Source organism: uncultured Desulfovibrio sp. (genome assembly GCF_902477725.1).
In the GTDB taxonomy this organism is placed as follows: domain Bacteria; phylum Desulfobacterota; class Desulfovibrionia; order Desulfovibrionales; family Desulfovibrionaceae; genus Desulfovibrio.
Map to the genome: position 1 here is coordinate 57272 of NZ_CABSIF010000002.1, position 18784 is coordinate 76055.

General features: G+C 60.2%; 15 protein-coding genes. 5 read left to right on the top strand and 10 right to left on the bottom strand.

All coding sequences use genetic code 11. The annotated features are described in order from the left end of the window. Positions 1-15: 15 nt before the first annotated feature. The 9 genes from RDK48_RS01745 to RDK48_RS01785 all read right to left on the bottom strand — a co-directional run bounded on the left by RDK48_RS01745 (position 16) and on the right by RDK48_RS01785 (position 11000). A complete protein-coding gene (locus RDK48_RS01745) occupies positions 16-2415 on the bottom strand; it encodes an endonuclease MutS2 (RefSeq protein WP_298993422.1) in 2400 nt (799 codons plus the stop codon). A gap of 283 nt (positions 2416-2698) precedes the next feature. Further along, positions 2699-3166 carry a GatB/YqeY domain-containing protein gene (locus tag RDK48_RS01750; protein ID WP_298993468.1) on the bottom strand — a complete coding sequence of 156 codons (468 nt, stop codon included), beginning with the start codon at positions 3164-3166 and terminating at the stop codon, positions 2699-2701. Between the two features lie 159 nt (positions 3167-3325). Then, positions 3326-3529, bottom strand: a complete 204-nt coding sequence (rpsU, locus tag RDK48_RS01755) for a 30S ribosomal protein S21 (RefSeq protein WP_027180918.1) — start codon at positions 3527-3529, stop codon at positions 3326-3328. Between the two features lie 314 nt (positions 3530-3843). Further along, complete coding sequence (locus tag RDK48_RS01760) at positions 3844-4116, bottom strand: HU family DNA-binding protein (RefSeq protein ID WP_022659306.1); 273 nt, start codon at positions 4114-4116, stop codon at positions 3844-3846. 111 nt (positions 4117-4227) lie between these two features. Continuing rightward, positions 4228-5049, bottom strand: a complete 822-nt coding sequence (gene rsmA / locus RDK48_RS01765) for a 16S rRNA (adenine(1518)-N(6)/adenine(1519)-N(6))-dimethyltransferase RsmA (RefSeq protein ID WP_298993429.1) — start codon at positions 5047-5049, stop codon at positions 4228-4230. A gap of 6 nt (positions 5050-5055) precedes the next feature. Then, positions 5056-7095: an elongation factor G gene (fusA, locus tag RDK48_RS01770; protein ID WP_298993432.1), complete on the bottom strand. Its 2040-nt coding sequence runs from the start codon at positions 7093-7095 to the stop codon at positions 5056-5058. A gap of 190 nt (positions 7096-7285) precedes the next feature. Continuing rightward, positions 7286-8158 carry a hypothetical protein gene (locus tag RDK48_RS01775; RefSeq protein ID WP_298993435.1) on the bottom strand — a complete coding sequence of 291 codons (873 nt, stop codon included), beginning with the start codon at positions 8156-8158 and terminating at the stop codon, positions 7286-7288. 17 nt (positions 8159-8175) lie between these two features. After that, positions 8176-9576: an argininosuccinate lyase gene (gene argH / locus RDK48_RS01780; protein WP_298993437.1), complete on the bottom strand. Its 1401-nt coding sequence runs from the start codon at positions 9574-9576 to the stop codon at positions 8176-8178. Positions 9577-9794: 218 nt separating this feature from the next. After that, complete coding sequence (locus RDK48_RS01785) at positions 9795-11000, bottom strand: argininosuccinate synthase (protein ID WP_298993439.1); 1206 nt, start codon at positions 10998-11000, stop codon at positions 9795-9797. A gap of 278 nt (positions 11001-11278) precedes the next feature. Here RDK48_RS01785 and carB point away from each other — a divergent pair, with 278 nt between their 5' ends. The 5 genes from carB to RDK48_RS01810 all read left to right on the top strand — a co-directional run bounded on the left by carB (position 11279) and on the right by RDK48_RS01810 (position 17537). Further along, positions 11279-14521, top strand: coding sequence for a carbamoyl-phosphate synthase large subunit (gene carB / locus RDK48_RS01790; RefSeq protein ID WP_298993441.1), 3243 nt, complete (start codon positions 11279-11281; stop codon positions 14519-14521). 3 nt (positions 14522-14524) lie between these two features. Continuing rightward, positions 14525-15655 carry a glutamine-hydrolyzing carbamoyl-phosphate synthase small subunit gene (carA, locus tag RDK48_RS01795; RefSeq protein WP_298993443.1) on the top strand — a complete coding sequence of 377 codons (1131 nt, stop codon included), beginning with the start codon at positions 14525-14527 and terminating at the stop codon, positions 15653-15655. A gap of 250 nt (positions 15656-15905) precedes the next feature. Further along, on the top strand, positions 15906-16340 hold the full coding sequence (locus RDK48_RS01800) for a hypothetical protein (RefSeq protein WP_298993445.1): 435 nt from the start codon (positions 15906-15908) through the stop codon (positions 16338-16340). Between the two features lie 39 nt (positions 16341-16379). Beyond that, entirely contained in the window at positions 16380-16619 is a 240-nt protein-coding gene (locus RDK48_RS01805) for a glycine zipper domain-containing protein (protein ID WP_022659316.1), read from the top strand. A 105-nt stretch (positions 16620-16724) separates the two neighbouring features. Continuing rightward, positions 16725-17537: a 4Fe-4S binding protein gene (locus RDK48_RS01810; protein WP_298993448.1), complete on the top strand. Its 813-nt coding sequence runs from the start codon at positions 16725-16727 to the stop codon at positions 17535-17537. 197 nt (positions 17538-17734) lie between these two features. On the opposite strand, the gene RDK48_RS01815 is transcribed toward RDK48_RS01810, so the two are convergent. Further along, positions 17735-18784 carry an HD-GYP domain-containing protein gene (locus tag RDK48_RS01815; protein ID WP_298993450.1) on the bottom strand — a complete coding sequence of 350 codons (1050 nt, stop codon included), beginning with the start codon at positions 18782-18784 and terminating at the stop codon, positions 17735-17737.

Genomic DNA, 18784 nt, shown 5'->3' on the forward strand with positions numbered 1-18784 from the left:
GTCACACGCCCGTAATTAGCGAAAGGTTACTATGGTCATGCCGTCGCCGCCCCGGTCTTCCGGCGCAAGGACAAACTGCCCCACAGCCGGGAAACTTCGCAAAAAATCATGCACCTGACGGCGCAGCGCGCCCGTACCTCTGCCGTGTACCACTTCCACCTCTGAAAATCCTGCCAGCAAGGCCTTGTCCATAAAGCGCTCCAGCTCGGCCAGCGCCACATCCGCTCGCATGCCGCGCATATCAAGGCGCAGGGATGCGGCCTCGTCACTGGCGGATGTGCGGCCCACAACGCCCCTGAGGGCGCTTTTAGCCGGGCTTTGCGCTGTTTGACCCGGCACGCGCAGGGCCTTCATTTCTGCCCAGAGGTTCACTCCGTTCATTTCCAGCCGCACCCGCCCGCGCCGTTCGTCCACATCTGTGATGACGCCGCGCTTGTTGAATACGGTGTGCAGCACCTCCTGCCCGGTTGCAAAACTCTGGGGCTGGGGCAGCACTGATGCGCCTTCCGCAGTTTCATCCTGCGCGGGAGCCAGCGAGGCCCGCAGACGCGACATTTCCTTGAGCGCCTGCTTGTGGGTGGCGCGGCCTTCTTTCCAGGCGCGCATGAGGTCGCCAGCCTGGGCGCGAACCTCGTCGTGCAGGCGCACTCGCTCCTTCTCAAGCTTTTCGCGCAGATCCTGCGTCTGACGGCGGGTTTTATCCTGCTCGCGCTTGAGTTCCGCCAGCTCTTCTTCCCGCTTTGCGGCCAGATCATTGAGCCTGCCAAGCAGGGCCGTGGCGTCCTGCCCGTCCTGCAAAAGGTAATGCTCTGCCCGGCGCACAATGCTTTCGGCAAGGCCGTGCTCGCGCGCCACATCCAGCGCCTGACTGGCCCCGACCTGGTCGTAAGCAAGCCGGAACAAAGGTTTTTTGCTTTGGGGATCAAAGAGCATGGAGGCCGCCCGTGCTCCTTCGCGCGTGAGAGCGTAGCTTTTGAGCGCGGGGAAATGCGTTGCCGACAGAACAAAGGTATGTTTGTCCAGCAATTCGTCAAGTACGGCTTGCGCAAGGGCAGCGCCCTGGGCGGGGTCTGTGCCTGCGCCAAATTCGTCAAGCAGCACAAGGCTGCAGGCGTCAAGGTGCTTCCAGGCCTTGGCAAGGTGCTCGATCTGGGCGGTAAATGTGGAAACATTGTCCGCAAGGCTCTGTTCGTCGCCGATAAAGGCATCCAGCCTGCTGAACCAGGGCAGGTGCGAACCCGCGCCCACGGGTACGGGCAGACCGCTCAGAGTCATGGCAGCAATGAGGCCAAGCGTTTTGAGGCATACGGTTTTGCCGCCCGCGTTGCCGCCGGTGATGACCAGAGCGCGCTCACCGGGGCGCAGCACGATATCCAGAGGCCGCACCTTGCTGTGGGCAGCGGCGGCAGCCTTGGAGCCGTCCTTGCCGGATTCTGCCACGCGGTTGAGCATGAGCAGGGGGTGGCGGGCATCAAGAAGCTGAATGCCCTCCGCCACGGGGGTGAGGGGTAGCGGGCGGCCGTCAAAAAGAGCGGCAAGCCTGCGCTTGGCCTGCAAAACGTCAAGGTGGGCCAGCAGCTCAAGGGCCGCGCGCGCGCCGGGAAGTTCCGCTTCAAGCAGGCTGCGCAGATAGACCAGAACCTTGCGTTCTTCTTCGCGTTCTTCGCGCTTCAGTTCCTGCAGGCGGTTGTTGATCTCAACCAGAAACATGGGCTCAAAGTAGCAGGTCTCGCCCGTTTGCGACCAGTCGTGGATGATGCCCTGCATGCGGCCCTTGAAGTTGGCCTTGAGGGGCAGCACGTAACGGTCGGACGAGAGGGTCATGAACTCGTCTTGCAGGTATGCCAGCATGTTGTATTGCTGGGCAAAGTCCTTGACCTTGCGCATGCAGCTCTGGTGCAGGCGGCGCAGTTCGCCGCGCAGGCGGTACAGCTCCGGTGAGCTTTCATCGCGCAGCAGGCCGTCGTCAGAAATGCAGCGCAAAAGCGCGGCAGTGAGCTGAACCGGCAGAGGAGAGCCATCGGCCATGGCCAGCAGGTGCGGCCAGCGGGTGGCGGCTTCAGGCTGGGCAATGGAAGCGTGGGCGTCTCTGGCAAGGCGCAGCACCTCGCGCAAGGCCCAGAAGGCATCCACATCGGGCTGAAAAGTTTGGGCGCGGTTGGTGGCCGCAGCGCGCAGCATGCTGCTGACATCTGGGAAGGAGCAGACGCAGAAAACCGCGCCGCCCGCGGCAGGACGGCTGGCCCAGTCGGCGGCTTCCTCATAGATGCGTGCCGCCAGCGTTACAGCCTCTGCATCGTCAAGGGGGGCAATGGCCCTGGCGCGTTCCCGGCCAACGCCGGAAAGGCACAATTCCGAAAGGTGGTCTGCAATGCGGTGAAATTCAAGGGCGTTGAGCGTGCGGGCGTGAATCATGCGTGAACTGCCTTAAAGCATTGGGTTTGCGCGCAAATAACGGCGCTTGCCCGTGGTGCGGAAAAAACATCGTGAGCCGTCGTGCAGCATGCCCTTGCGCAGCAGCAAAGTTACCCGGCAAACGCAGCTGTAGCTGCGGCGCTTTCGGGCAGCCGCCCAAGGGGCGAAAGTGAGCTGCTCAAGGCTGTTTGCTCCAAAACGAGGCGACTCCCGCGAGATTGCATGCCAACTCAAAACGGGACACTGAAACGGGGGTTTTCCCCAGGTGGAAATGCGCCTGAAGCTACGGCTGGAGGCGTTTTTTGACGGCTTCCGAAAGAGCCTTGCCGTCTACACGGCCTTTGTGCCCCGCCATGATGGCAGAAATGACCTTGCCCATATCCTTGGGGGAAGTTGCGCCCACTTCGGCCACGGTGGCGTCAATAAGGGCCGCAAGTTCTTCTGCCGAGAGGGGTTTGGGCAGGTATTCCTTGAGAATGACAAGCTCCGCAGCTTCCTTGTCGGCCAGATCAGTGCGGTTTGCTGCCGTGAACTGGTCGATGGAATCCTGCCGCTGCTTGCCTTCCTTGATGATGATATCAAGCATTTCTTCGTCGGCAAGGCTGCCGCCGGGGCGCTTGAGTTCCACCATGCGATTTTTTACCGCCGTCTTGAGAAGGCGCAGCACGGTAAGGCGCACACTGTCCTTGGCTTTGTAGGCTTTGATGTAGTCAATGTCGATCTGCTCAAAAAGCGTGGTGGTGACAGTCATGGCGGTGGTGGTGGGGTGGAGGGTGGAGAAAAGCAGAAAACGCGGGAAGCCCGAGGGGCCTCCCGCATAACTGGCCGAATGAACGGAGCGATGGCTTTGCATCGCCCGGCCTGCCGCTTGTCGGGCAATGCCCTGCAAAGCGGCGCAAGGCATTGCTGCCTAGGCCATGTTCATCTTCCTGATTTTTTTCAACAGCCGCTTCCGGGCGGCGGCCTTCTTCTTTTTACGCATAACGCTGGGCTTTTCGTAGTGCTGGCGTTTCTTCATTTCAGAAAGAACGCCCGCCTTTTCTACCTGCTTCTTAAAGCGGCGCAGTGCGATGTCGAAGTTATAGTCGTCGTCGTTAAGAAAAACTCCGGGCAAGAAAATCACCCCCTTCGGCGGTGGGGCACAGCTCTAGACCGTGGCCCGCAAAATATGAACTGCCCTTGTAGCCCGCACTTTAGAAAAAGGCAAGCCTCAAGTGCGGGAAAATGAATATTTTCCGCAAAAGGTAGGCAGCTTTTCAAATTGCTGATTCCCGGCGGCAAGGCAAAGAAGTATCTTGCACGGTGCATCGGGTGCATCGCTGGCGAGGTCGTTCTTTGCCTTGCCGCTGGGCAACAGCATTCGGCAACAGCCTTGCGGCTGCTGGCGTAAATCAAAAAGCCGCTATGCCAGGGCATAACGGCTCAAGCTTAATTCAGGGAGTCCTTGAGCATTTTGCCGGGACGGAATTTGAGAATTTTGCAGGCGGGAATGGTCAGCGTATCGCCGGTGCGCGGGTTGCGCCCCTGGCGAGCCTTGCGGGTTTCTACCGCAAAGGTGCCAAAACCCGTGAGGGTCAGTTTGGACTCTTTTACAAGAGCGTCTTCCACAGAAGCAAGAAAAGCATTGAGGGCACGCTCGGCGGCAGCCTTGGTCAGGTTTGCCTTGGCGGCGATTTTTTCAACCAGATCAGCTTTAGTCATCAGCACATCCTCCTGAAAATTCCCCGGCTTGAGTTGTTCTGCCAGCAAGCTTAGGCGGCAAATGCCGCCAAGCGTTACGTTTTAAAAGACAGTGCGTAAACTCAAAACTTTTTATGCATTATTGTCAAGCTGCTCGGCCCAAAAAGCGGCAAGAGCCTGAAAATCTTTGTTGGCAAGGGCTTCTGGGCGCAAGCTTGGGTCGATGCCTGTCTTTTCCAGCGCAGCCTCAAGCCCCGGCTGACCGCTACGTCTGAAAACGCCGCCAAGCTGTTTGCGGCGCTGCTGGAAGCACACGCGCAAGAGCCGAGCCAGAATCTCGGGGTGGGCTGGCCTGTGTTCCGGCGGCAGAGGGTCAAAAGAGAGCACGGCAGAATCCACCTTGGGCGGCGGGCTGAAAGCCCCCGGCCCTACAATAAATTCCATGCGCGGGCGGGCGTAGCTTTGTACCCAGACCGAAAGCGCGCCATAGTGATTGGTGTTGGGCTGGGCCGCCAGCCGCTGGCCCACCTCTTTTTGTACCATGAAGGCCGCGCGCTGCCAGCCCGTTGCGCGCGAAACAATGTCCCATATGAGGGGGGAGGCCACGTTGTAGGGCAGATTGCCTATGACCTTCCACGGTTTCTCGGGCGTGATGCGCCGCCAGTCAAAGCGCAGGGCATCGGTCAGCACCGCCTGGGTGCGGGCCTCGCCAAAACGCTGGCGCTCAGCCGCCCAGTGACGGTCTTTTTCAAGCAGCAGCAGGCGGGCGTGGGGCTGCTCCTCGATGGCGCGGGTGAGCGCGCCGGGGCCGGGGCCGATCTCAATCACCATGTCTTCGGGCTTGGGCAGCAGCAGCATGGCAATGCGGCGGCAGATGTCCTCGCGCTTCAAAAAGTGCTGGCCGAGGCTTTTTTTTGCGCGGGGCTGGCCGTGTGTGGATTCTTGGTGCTGCATGGTTCCTCAGGGCAGATCAAAGCGGTCAAAGGTCATTACCAGCCCGGCGCGCCCCTGTGTGGCCGAGCGTAGGGAGGTGGAAAAGCCGAACAGGCGGCGCAGGGGGGCTGTGCCGCGCAGGGTTTTGCGTCCGCCGTGATCTTCCATATCCTCAACCTTGCCGCCGCAGGTGGTGAACATGGTAATGGACGCACCAAGGAAGTCTTCCGGCACGGTAATTTCCACGCGCATCACAGGCTCCAGAACCACGGGAGTTGCCGCCGCCAGTGCCTCGCGCAGGGCTTGCCCGGCGGCCATGCGGCTACCGGGAACAGTTGTCAGGCCTTCCTGCCTGTCCACCGCAGTGAGGGTCACGGCCACATCTTCAATGGGGTAGCCTGTCAGATCGCCGCATTGCAGTGCATCGCGCACGCCTTCAAGGGCGGCGTCCAGATAGACCCTGGGCAGAATTTTTCGGGCTTCGGCGGCATCCTGCGGCAAAAAGTCGCCCACTTCAACCACATTGCCCGTGCCCCGGGCGCGTGGCGCAACACGCAGGGCCGCAGAGCCATGATGGCGTTCCTTGCCCATTTCGCGGTCAAAGACAGAGGCCACCTCGGCCTCCTTGCGCACGGTTTCGCGCAGCACAACCTGCGGATTGCCCGCGCGGGGGCTGATGCCGTATTCGCGCTGCATGCGCTCCAGCAGAACGTCCAGATGCAGCTCGCCCATGCCGGAAACCATGCGAGAGCCAGTGTCATCATCCAGCCGCGCCAGCAGGGTGGGGTCTTCTTCCGTATAGCGCGCAAGCGCTTCGTCCAGAATCTTGCCTTCGTCCGCATTGCGGGGCTCCAGCGCAAGGGTGATGACGGGCGCGTAAGCATCTATGCTTTCCAGCGCAAGCTGCCGCTCGCGGGCGGTATAGGTTTCACCCGTATGCCCGCGCAGGCCCACCACGACCACGATTTCGCCCGCCTCGGCGCATTCCACCTGCTCCCGCCGGTCTGCATGGGGGCGGTAGATGCGGCCCAGACGGTCATCCTTGCCGCTGGCGGTATTGCGCAGGCTTTCACCCTCGTGGATGCGGCCCGCGTACATGCGCACAAAGGCCAGCTTGCGGCCGTTTTCCATGAGCACTTTAAAAACCAGCGCCGCAACGGGGGCATCGGGAGTTGCCTCCACAATGATTTCGCGACCATCGGCACCGCGCCCCACCGGGGCCGGAACATCGGCGGGCGAGGGCAGCAGGGCGCACACGGCATCGAGCACGGGTTGCACGCCCATGTTGCGCAGGGCCGAGCCGCAGAAAACAGGCGTGAGCGTGCGGGCCAGAGTGGCGCGCCGCAGGGCCGCGTTGATGTCGGCCAGGGTGAAGGTGCCTTCCAGGTAGGGTTCCACAAAGGCGTCATCCGCCTCGCCAAGTTTTTCCAGCAGAATTTCACGCCAGGGGGCGGCGATGGCGGCTTCTTCTTTCGTAAAGGGCGCGCGGTGTACAGTCTGGCCCTGATCCGCCGGGTCAAAGGTCAGGCTTTGTTCGTTCACAAGATCAAGCACAGCGCGGAAATCTTCGCCCTGCCCAAGGGGGATGGTCACGGCAACGGCATTGGTTTGCAGGCGCTGGCGCATGGCCTCGAGCACTGCTTCAAAATCCGCGCCCAGGCGGTCTATCTTATTGATAAAGGCGATCTTGGGAACGTTGAAATCTTCCGACTGCCGCCACACGGTTTCCGACTGCGGTTCAACCCCACCCACGGCGCAAAACACGCCCACGGCCCCGTCCAGCACGCGCAGGGCGCGTTCCACCTCAATGGTAAAGTCCACATGGCCGGGCGTGTCGATGAGGTTGATGGTATTTTCGCCCCACTGGCAGGTGGTGCAGGCCGACATGATGGTGATGCCGCGCTCCTGCTCCTCCGGCATGTAGTCCATGGTGGCCGAGCCGTTGTGCACCTCGCCCATACGGTGGATTTTGCGGCTGTAGAACAGCATGCGCTCGGAGAGCGTGGTTTTGCCAGCGTCGATATGGGCAATAATGCCTATGTTGCGGATATGCTTGATGCTGGGCATGGCTTTGCTCCCAAGGCGAGGTGTTTCTGAATGATTACGGCTTTTTCAGGCGCAGGGCAAGGCTGGCCGCCGCAGCTTCCCCATGCTGTGCGGGGAGCCTGGGCAGTCAGTTTGCAAAGAAGCCTTGGCGAAGATTCAATTAAGAACGCCCGATGACCTGGCGCGGTGCGTGGCGCGAATTTGCACCGGATTACAGCAGCCCGAATGCCTGCCGTTGCACGCGGAAGAAATCGGGCGAGAGGCCGGGGTGCAGCCAGAAGCCCTCGCAGCCCGGCGTGAGCGCGGGCGCGCCGCTATAGGGGAATGGCCCTGTGCGGCGTTCGCGGCAATGCCCAAGGGCAGCCACGGGCGCAAGGTAGGTGGCGTCAGGGGTGAGGCGCAAGGAGGTGTCGAGCGCTGTTTCCAGAGCCTCGGCCTGCGCAAAGGCCAGCGCCTCAAGGTCAAAGGCTTCGGGCTTGGGCAGGCACAGGATGGGCGAACGCCGCTCTTCGTAGCAGGGCAGTTCCAGCGCCCGCGCCGCCGCGCCCACGCCGTCCAGCTCTCCCCTGTGCAGCAGCACGAGACGCCCCGGCCCTGGCTGGGTTTCTTCCAGCAGGGTGCAAAGGCCAGCGTTGTCCAGAACAAAGATGTCTTCCACGCCCGTCAGCTCCAGGGTGACCAGAGCATTCCTGCTGGGTGCGCCGCCCACGCACACGGCCCCTACCAGAGGCACGCCGCCAAGGAGGGCGGGCATGCAGGCTGCGGCAAGGCGGGCCGCAGCGGCGTATGCGGGCGTAAAGGCAATGACCGCCCAGGGCGCGGGGTGCGCGATGGAGCGCCGCCAGAAGCCCAGATGCGCGTTGCGTACCTCGTTGCGCTGGCTGGTGGTGGACTCGCCAAAGTGCATGTGGGCCAGAGCCAGCCCCGTTTTGATTGCGGCGCGCAGGGCGGCAGGGGTGGCCTCGTAGGCCTCTGCGGCGAGGTCGTCGTCCAGCCGCGCTTCTTCGGCCCACTGGGGCCAGCTCACGGCGGCGGGGGCTTCCGCCCCCATATCCTGTCGGTTTTCGATATCAAAAATGGACATGGCGTTCGACTCCGTGCTCAGTTTTCCTCGCCCAGATTCTGCCCAAGCCACTGGTGGATCTGTTCAAGCTGCGTTTCCACAGAGCGGGGGCCGGTGCCACCGGGGGTTTCGCGGCGGCTCACGGCTGCGGCATATTCCAGAATGGCAAAAACCGAGTCTTCAATACGCGGTTCAAGGCTCTGAAGTTCGCCAAGAGTGAGGTCTTCAAGGCCTTTGCCAGCCTTTTCGGCCATAGCCACGGCCTGACCTGTGATGTGGTGCGCCTCGCGGAAGGGAATACCCTTGCCCACGAGGTAGTCCGCCAGTTCTGTGGCGTTGAGGAAGCCAGCCTTGCAGGCCTCGCGCATGCGGTCGGTGCGAAAGGTCAGTTCTTCCAGCATGCCCGCCATGAGGCGCAGCGATGCTTCAACGGTGCGGTCGGCATCAAGGAAACCTTCCTTGTCTTCCTGCATGTCGCGGTTGTAGGCCAAGGGCAGGCCCTTCATGACCGTGAGCAGGCCCGTCAGCGCGCCATAGACGCGCCCGGTCTTGCCGCGCATGAGTTCGGCCACGTCGGGGTTTTTCTTTTGCGGCATGATAGACGAGCCTGTGGAATAGCCGTCAGAAAGGCGCACAAAACCAAAGGCGGGGTTGGCCCAGAGGATGATTTCTTCGCACAGGCGCGAGAGGTGCATCATGATGGTTGAGCCGTCAAAAAGTGCTTCAAGCACAAAATCGCGGTCAGAAACGGCGTCCATGGAGTTGCCGTAAATTTCTGCAAAACCCACTTCGTCCGCCACGCTCTGCGGGTCAAGCGGGTAGGTGGTTCCGGCGAGGGCCGCTGCGCCAAGGGGCGAAATGCGCACGCGCTCAAGGGTGTCTTCCAGGCGCATTGCATCGCGGCGGAACATCCAGGCATAGGCCAGCAGGTGGTGGGCAAGGCTTACGGGCTGGGCCGGTTGCAGATGGGTGCAGCCGGGCAGGATGTCCGTCTTGTGCTCTGCGGCCTTGTCGGCCAGCACGGAGCACAGCAAGGCCGCGCGCTGACGCCAGGTTTCGAGGCGGTCGGCAACAAAGAGGCGGAAGGTCAGGCCCACCTGATCGTTGCGGCTGCGGCCCGTGTGCAGTTTTTTGCCCACATCACCCACAAGCTCGGTCAGGCGCGCTTCAATATTCATGTGCACGTCTTCAAGTTCTGGCTTCCACACAAAATTGCCAGCTTCGATTTCTTCGCGCACACGGTCCAGACCGTTGACCAGAATCCGTGCCTCGTTCTGGCTGATGACGCCCTGACGGCCCAGCATGCGGGCATGCGCCTGTGACGCGCGGATATCCTGGGCGTAGAGCGCTCTGTCGTAGGATTGCGAATCCGTATACTGGGCCACGGCTTCCTTGGGGCCTTCGGCAAAGCGGCCGCCCCAGCTCTGGTTGGTCTTCATGGTCTGTCCGTTTTCTGTAAAAAATGAATTGGGGGAAGCCGCGTTGCTCGTGGCGAACGCCGCTTCCCCCGGAACCTGTCCCGTCAAATCTCTGCAAAACATGCGGCAATGCCGCCAATGACCGAGCCCGGGATGGCGCAGGCTCCGGGGAAAGCGCCCGATATTGTGCAACCCCGCATGCAGCCTTGCGAATACGGCGGCATGCGGGGCGTTTCAGTCTACTTGCCGAGCTTGCTCTGCACAGCGGCGTGCAGGCGCAGGCGCAGGCTGTTGAGGCGGATAAAGCCAGCGGCATCCTTGTGATCGTAGTTGCCGCCTTCAAAGGTGGCCAGATCTTCGGAGAAGAGCGAGTTGGGGGAGGTGCGGGCCAGGGGCCACACGCCGCCCTTGTAGAGCTTGGCGCGCACGGTGCCGGTGACGCACTCCTGCGACTTGTCCATAAAGGCCTGCATTGTTTCGCGTTCGGGCGAATACCAGAAGCCATTGTACACGCACTGCGAGTAACGCACGGCCAGCATGTCGCGGATGCCGAGCAGTTCGCGATCCATGCAGATGCCTTCAAGGTCGCGGTGCAGGGCGTACAGCAGGGTGCCGGCGGGGTTTTCGTACACGCCGCGGCACTTCATGCCCACAAAGCGGTTTTCGACCATGTCGTCGCGGCCAATGCCGTTACGTCCGGCAATTTCGCTGAGGGTCTTGATGATGGCGGCGGGGGAGAGGCGCTGACCGTTGACGGCCACAGGGTTGCCCTGCTCGAAATCCACGCTGATGATCTCGGGGGTGTCGGGCGCTTCTTCCACGGGCACGCAGCGCTGATGGCACGAGGCATCGGGCGCGCTGCCGGGGTTTTCCAGCTCGCTGCCTTCAAAGCTCGTGTGCATCATGTTGGCGTCCATGCTGTAGCGCTTGGCTTCGCTGGAGATATGGATGCCGTGCTTTTCGGCAAAGGCCGTGAGGGCCGTGCGCGACATGAGATCCCATTCGCGCCAGGGGGCGATGACCTTGAGGTCGGGCGCAAGGGCGCTGACGGCAAATTCAAAACGCACCTGATCGTTGCCCTTGCCGGTAGCGCCGTGGGCCACGGCGTCCGCGCCTTCCTTGCGGGCGATGTCCACAAGGGCCTTGGCGATGAGCGGGCGGGCGATGGAGGTGCCCAGCAGATAGCGGTTTTCGTAGCGGGCAGCGCCGCGCATCATGGGGAATACAAAGTCCTTGGCCATTTCTTCGCGCAGATCAAGCACGTAGGCCTTGGAAGCGCCGGTCTTGAGCGCTTTTTCTTCCACGCCCGTGAGGTCTTCGGGCTGGCCCAGATCGGCGGTAACGGCAATGACCTCACACTTGTAGGTCTCAATGAGCCATTTAAGGATAACGGAAGTATCAAGCCCGCCCGAATAGGCGAGGACGACTTTTTTTACATTCTGCATGTGGTGCTCCCCTTGTGGATTCAAGGGAAAAATTATTGCGCAAAAAAAAGTGCGAGGCAAGGGCTTTGTGTCCCCGGCATGCCGCATGGGCAGGGTAAAACCCTCTGATTTAGGCTTGGCGGGCGCGCGGCGGCAACCCTGCAAGGGTGTGTATTCATTTGGCCGAAGGAAAAACTTGACTTTTATACCAGCTGTGGAATAAAAACAATCGTTTTATGCAAATCGGCGCGCCTGTGCCGCGTCATTACCTCTGATCTCAAAATCCGCAGGAAAGTTCAATGCCCAAGCGTTCGGATTTACACAAAATTCTTGTCATCGGCGCGGGCCCCATCATCATCGGCCAGGGCTGCGAGTTTGACTACTCCGGTTCCCAGGCCGTGAAGGCCCTCAAGGAAGAAGGGTACGAGGTGGTGCTGGTCAATTCCAATCCGGCTACCATCATGACCGATCCGCATATGGCTGACGCCACCTATGTGGAACCCATCGAGCAGGAGACCCTTGCCGCAATCATCCGAAAAGAACGCCCCGATGCGCTCTTGCCTACGCTTGGCGGTCAGACGGCTTTGAACGCCGCTCTTGGGCTTGCCAAGAGCGGCGTTTTGGCGGAATGCGGCGTTGAGCTCATCGGCGCGCGCGCCGACGTGATTGAAAAGGCTGAAAGCCGCGAGCTTTTCCGCGAAGCCATGGAAAAGATCGGCCTTAAAATGCCCGCCAGCGGCATTGCCCGCACCATTGAAGAGGCCTGCCAGCTCGGCAACGTGCTGCCCTTCCCGCTGATCATCCGTCCGGCCTTTACGCTTGGCGGCACTGGCGGCGGCGTGGCCTATAATATGGAAGATCTTGAAGCCATTGCATCCAGCGGTCTTTCGGCGAGCCCCACCTCTGAAGTCATGATCGAGCAGAGCGTGCTTGGCTGGAAAGAAATCGAAATGGAAGTGATGCGTGACGCCAAAGACAACTGCGTCATCATCTGCGCCATTGAAAACTTTGATCCCATGGGTGTGCACACGGGCGACTCCATCACCGTGGCCCCGGTGCAGACACTCTCTGACGCCGAATACCAGAACCTGCGCGACGCCTCCATTGCCATCATGCGCGAAATCGGCGTGGAAACGGGCGGCAGTAACGTGCAGTTCGGCCTCAATCCGGCCAACGGCGAGATTGTGGTTATCGAAATGAACCCCCGCGTGTCGCGTTCGTCGGCGCTGGCCTCCAAGGCCACGGGCTTTCCCATTGCCAAAATCGCCGCCAAGCTGGCCGTGGGCTACACCCTTGACGAACTGCGCAACGACATCACCCGCGAGACCGTGGCGAGCTTTGAGCCAGCCATCGACTACTGCGTGGTGAAAATCCCGCGCTTCACTTTTGAAAAGTTCCCCGGCGCCAAGGACGAGCTCACCACCTCCATGAAGAGCGTGGGCGAAGCCATGAGCATTGGGCGCACATTTAAGGAAGCCTTGCAGAAGGGCCTGCGCTCCATGGAAATCGGCGCAACGGGCCTTGGCTACAGCTTCCGCTCCGAGCTGCCCGACCGCGAAACCATTCTGGAATCCCTGCACCGCCCCAACTCCAAGCGCATTTTTTCGCTGCGGCAGGCCATTGTGGCCGGTATCAGCGAAGAAGAAATCTTTGCGGTTTCCGCCATTGATCCCTGGTTCATCCGCCAGGTGCGCGACATTGTGGAGATGGAAAAGCGCATCAGCAATTTTGGCCTTGCCAACGACATGACCACGGCCAACGCCGCTCTTGCCGACATGCTGCGCGAAGCCAAGGAATACGGCTTCTCCGACCGCCAGCTGGCGGAAATGTGGAAGATGCCCGAGGCCGACATACGCCGCATGCGCAAGGAAATGCACGTGGAACCCACCTATTATCTGGTGGACACCTGCGCTGCGGAATTTGAGGCCTACACCCCCTATTTTTACTCCACCTACGAACGGGGCGAAGAAATCAAGGTGGAAGACCGCCGCAAGGTGCTCATTCTTGGCGGCGGCCCCAACCGCATCGGCCAGGGCATCGAGTTTGACTACTGCTGCTGCCACGCTTCCTTCGCCCTGCGCGATGCGGGCGTGATGGCCATCATGGCGAACTCCAACCCCGAAACCGTTTCCACAGACTACGACACCTCGGACAGGCTCTATTTTGAGCCGCTGACCTTCGAGGACGTGATGAACATTGTGGAAAAGGAAAAGCCCGAGGGCGTCATCGTGCAGTTTGGCGGCCAGACCCCGCTGAACCTTGCCGTGCCGCTCATGCGCGCTGGCGTACCCATTCTTGGTACCAGCCCGGATGCCATTGACCGCGCCGAAGACCGCGAACGCTTCCAAGCGCTCATTGAAAAGCTTGAGCTGCTCCAGCCGCCGAACGGCACGGCCATGAGCCTTGAAGACGCGCTTGAAGTGGCCGAACGCATCACCTACCCCGTGGTTGTGCGGCCCAGCTACGTGCTCGGCGGCCGCGCCATGGCCGTGGTGTATGACGCCGCCGAACTGAAAGATTACTTCCATGTCCAGGTGCCGCAAAAGCCGGAACACCCCATCCTCATCGACAAGTTCCTTGAACATGCGGTGGAAGTGGACGTGGACGCTCTTTCGGACGGCAAGGAAGTGTACGTGGCGGGCATCATGGAACACATCGAGGAAGCTGGCATCCACTCCGGCGACTCTGCCTGCGTACTGCCCTCGTACTCGCTTTCTTACGACCACGTGGCCCGCATTGCGGTGCAGGCCGAGGCCCTTGCCCGCGAACTCAAGGTCGTGGGCCTGATGAACATCCAGTTTGCCATCAAGGGCGATGATATCTATATACTGGAAGTAAACCCGCGCGCCTCGCGCACCGCGCCCTTTGTGTCCAAGGCCACGGGCGTTCCCCTGCCTTACCTGGCAACCCAGGTCATGCTGGGCAAAACGCTTGAGGAACTGGATCCCTGGAGCATGCGCAAGGGCGGATTCACCTGCGTCAAGGAAGCTGTGCTGCCTTTCCAGCGCTTCCCCGGCGTGGACGTGATTCTCGGACCCGAAATGCACTCCACCGGCGAAGTCATGGGCATGGGCTCCAACTTCGGCGAGGCCTTCCTCAAGAGCCAGCTGGGCGCTGGTCAGGTTCTGCCGCAGGGGGGCAAGCTCTTCCTGTCGGTCAACGACCGCGACAAGCCCTATCTGCCCGAAGTGGCGGATATGTTTGCCAAGCTTGGCTTCCACCTGCTGGCTACGCGCGGCACGGCTGCCGTGCTGCGTGAGCACGGGCTTGAAGTGGAAGAAGTGCTCAAGGTTTACGAAGGGCGGCCCAACATTGTGGATCTGCTCATCAATCATGAGGTGGCTCTGGTCATCAACACGGCTTCGGGCAAGCATACGGCCAGGGATTCCAAGGCCATTCGCCACGCGGCCCTGACATACAAGGTTCCTTACTGCACCACCATCGCCGCAGCGCGCGCCACGGCCACGGCCATCGGTTCGCGGCGGGCAGAGACCCATGTGGAAAGTTTGCAGGAATACTACGCGCGGGAAGCGCGGGGGTAAGTTATGAAAGCATTGCTGGTGCTGGAAGACGGATTCACGTTGGAAGGCAAATCCTTTACCGGAGACTTTGAAACCGGCGGTGAAGTGATTTTCACCACGGGCATGACTGGCTATCAGGAAGTGCTCACCGACCCCTCCTACTACGGGCAGATGGTCTGCATGACCTATCCGCTGGTGGGCAACTACGGCATTTCCGAGGCTGATATGGAATCGGCCCGCGTGCATTGCAGCGCCTTTCTGGTAAAGGAATGCTGCAAGCAGCCCTCCAACTGGCAGTCTGTCATGGCATTGCCCGCCTTTTTGCAGAAGTTCGATACGCCTGGCATGGAAGGGCTGGATACCCGCGCCCTGACGCGCCACCTGCGCATCAACGGCGCCATGCGCGGCATGATTTCCACCAGGGAGCTGAACCCCGCTGCCCTCAAGGAAAAAGTGCTTGCCCAGCCCACCATGAAGGGCCGCAATCTCGTGCCCTTTGTGGCAGCGCAGGAACCCTACGCGTGGTTTGACAACCAGCCGCAAAAGGTCGCTCTCGGCGCCGACGGCGCCTACGCATGGCGCGGCACGGGCCTGCCCCTGCTGGTGTATGATTATGGCATCAAGTGGAACATTCTGCGCCGCCTGTGCGAGGCCGGTTTTGAGCCTCTGGCGGTGCCGCCGAACTTCAGCGCAGCGCAGGCCAAGGCCAGTGGAGCCAAGGGCGTGTTCCTTTCCAACGGCCCCGGCGACCCGGCCACCCTGACTGCCGAAATTGCTCTGGTGCGCGAGCTTGTTGGTTCGTTCCCTGTCACAGGCATCTGCCTCGGGCATCAGCTTATCGGTCATGCCCTTGGCGGCACCACCGACAAGCTCAAGTTCGGCCACCACGGCTGCAACCACCCTGTCAAGGATCTGACCACAGGACGCATCGAAATTTCGTCCCAGAACCACGGTTTCCATGTGGTGTTGGACGGTGTGAACGATGTGGAAGCCACGCATATCAACCTGAACGACAACACGCTTGAAGGCCTGCGCCACAAGACCCTGCCTGTCATGAGCGTGCAGTACCACCCCGAAGCGGCGGCTGGCCCCCGCGATGGGCAGTACCTCTTTGGCCGCTTCCGCCAGCTTATAGGCGAGGCCGCAGGAGCGTAGGGCAGATTGCCCTGCCACCAAGGCATATAAAGTACAAAGGCGCACCGTGCGCCACGGTGAATGAAAACCCGGCTGTTTATGTAAGGCAGCCGGGTTTTTCGTACTTGATATCTCGGTGGTGTTTTGGGTAAACTACAATACAAGCTAAGGGCCATGCCCCGATAATTTTTGCCGCTGGTCTATTTTGTCCACGCGGCTGGCTGCCGCACAAGCGGTATTGCAAAGGGTTCTTCAACTCAAGGAGCATATCGTGAAAAAGTCGGTTTTGTGTCTGGCCTTGAGCCTTGCACTTGTTCTGGCATTCGCTCCGGTTCGCGCTGCCGAGAATACGCCTGAGGCCGAAACTTCCAAGGCGAATCCTGTGGATCAGTTTACGGGTGCCGCGTGGCAAAAAACTCCGGAAGCTGAAAAGCTCGCCTTTCTTTTCGGTGTGGAAACAGCGATCACCGTTGAGTATTTTGTAAACGGCAAAATCGTGGAGAAAGCGGCCAAGGAAGGCAAGCGCCCGGTGTACACGCTTTCACCCTTTGAAAAGGGCTGGATGAAGGCCTTCAAAGGTGTAAACCGCGCAGAAGTCGCCAAGATGGTGGACGCGTGGTATACTGCTAATCCGCAGCAACTTGAACGCCCTGTCATGAGCGTGATCTGGCGCGAAATCATTGAACCCCGCCTGAACGCCAAGTAACAGCAAAATCCGCTACGCGGTTTTTTCAGGAGAGAAAATATGAAAAACTTGTTGATAATCACGTTGCTGGCAGCCATGTTTGTCAGCGGCATCGGTTGCACCAATATGAGCAAGACCCAGCAGGGTGTTGCCAGTGGTGCGGCCCTTGGCGCGCTTGGCGGTGCCGGTGTTGCTGCCATTGCCGGTGGATCGGCTGCCTGGGGCGCCCTCGCTGGCGCAGGTGTGGGCGCTCTGGCTGGCGGCATAGTCGGGCACGAGCAGAGCAAGAAAGCCTGGTAAAGGCCTTTTTGCTGTACTGCATTTGCGGCTCTGCGCCGTATGAGAATGCACTCTTCAGGCGGGCTGTACCAACGGCCCGCTTTTTCATGAACAAAGGATAATGTCATGGTTGCAAACCTTCACACGGTCTTTTTCAGCCCAACTGGCAGCAGCCGCAACATGGCGCAAGAGGTTGCCCGTGTTCTGGAGCAGGAATTGGCGCAGAATATGGCGCTGGCGCGCGGCGATGACTGGGACTGGACGTTTCCTGAAGGGCGGGCGGCAGCCCACACGCTTGGAGCGGAGGATGTGCTGGTTTTTGCCTTTCCGGTCTATGCCGGGCGTATTCCCCAATTGCTGATGGAGCCGCTGGCAAGGTTGGCAGGGCATGGAGCACGAGCGGTTCCGCTTGCCGTGTATGGCAACAGGCACTATGACGATGCCCTGCTTGAAGCGGTTGATCTGTTTGTAGCCCACGGTTTTTCCGTTCCTGCGGCAGGGGCCTTTGTGGCAGAGCACAGCATGACGGCAAAGGTCGGGGCAGGCAGGCCTGATGCAGAAGATATGGCCGCTATCGCGAATTTTGCTCGCAACGCTGCCAGCGTCATCTGCAGTGGAAGAAGCACAACTGTGGCTGTGTCCGGCAACCGCCCTTACAAGGCGCTGCCGCCAGCAGCGGATATTCGGCCTCAAACCCTTGATTCATGTACGCAGTGCGGCTTGTGCGCCAGCGTGTGCCCCATGCGCGTGATTGATGCCAACAATGCCGCGCAGGTGGCGCAGGGCTGTTTGCGCTGTTGCGCCTGCGTAAAAATCTGCCCGGAACAGGCAAAGTATTTTGACAATCCTCAGGTGGACAAAATCGTTGCCATGATCGAAAGCAACTGCCGTGAGCGGCGTGAGCCGGAGGTGTTTTTTGCCGCAGCGGGCATAATATAAGCAGACCTAGCCGAGCAGGCAGGGCAATTGCCAGCCGCACAAGCGGGCCATGTTGAAACGCAAAGCCGGATCAGAACGCTTGTTCCTGACCCGGCTTTTTATGTAGCTGCTGGCTCAGGTCAGACGCCCGTGGAGCGTTTAAGCCTGAGCCAAAATGAGTTTTTGCTGTTTCCTTGCTGGCCTGTGCCTGGGTATGTCTATTCCGGCTGCGGCGTATCTACCACCGCGTCCATGTCGACCATTTGCCCGATGGTGCCTGCGGCAAAACCACCGAACAGCGCGTTGGCCATTTCCTGATCATAGCGCGGGTCGCTGGCAAGTTCCTTGGCAGACTGCACAACATCCTTGCCCTTTCTGAAAGGCCGTTCGCAAATCATGGCGGCAAAAGAGTCGGCCACCGCTGCAAGGCGTCCCACCTTGGTGGTCTGGCTGCCCTTGGTATGCTGGGGATAGCCCGAACCGTCAAGCCGTTCGTGATGCTCAAAACAGGCGCGCAGCAGTTCGTCAAAAGACACTTCCATCTTTTGCATCAACCGAACGCCCACAATGGGATGGGGAATGATTTTTTCCCTTTCTTCCTGCTTCAGAGGGCCAGCCTTGCTGAGCAGGAAAGGGGGAACCTTGCACATGCCCACATCGTGCAGCAGCATGGCAACTGCAATGCGATCCATGTCTTTGCGGCGGTATTCACCAGAGCCCTGCAACCATATCCACAGGCCCACAATCATACTGTTGATGGAATGCCGTGCAAGGTTGTTTTTGCGAAACAGACGGCGCATGAATGTGTTGATGTGGTGTTTGTCGCTCCACAGGTATTCAGTAACAACCATAACGTCGCGGTACAGCGGTTCAAAGAGCGCCTTGACGGGCTGCTCAAAAAAATCGCTGCAACGCATAAGCAGGGCGCGGATGCAGATATCTGCGATTTCCGCTTCCTTGAGGTTGTTGTCCTGCAACACAAGGTCAAGCTGCTTGACGATATGGCGCGAGTAAATGGGGTGGTCGGAGCGCGAAACAAAAAGGTCGCCCTCCGCACACAACTGCGCCACTTCGTCCACCTGTTCGCTGGTCAGGCGGCTCCCCTTGACGCAGTAGGGAGCCAGCACCGCGATGTCTTCACGAAACCTGAACAGATCTACCGGAGGCCGGAACTTGGGAAAGCTCGACAGGATTTCGCCGCTGATCTGATAATATTCCTCATTGATGTTCATGGGAACATCAAGAACTTTCCTTTGCTCTGCGGCCAT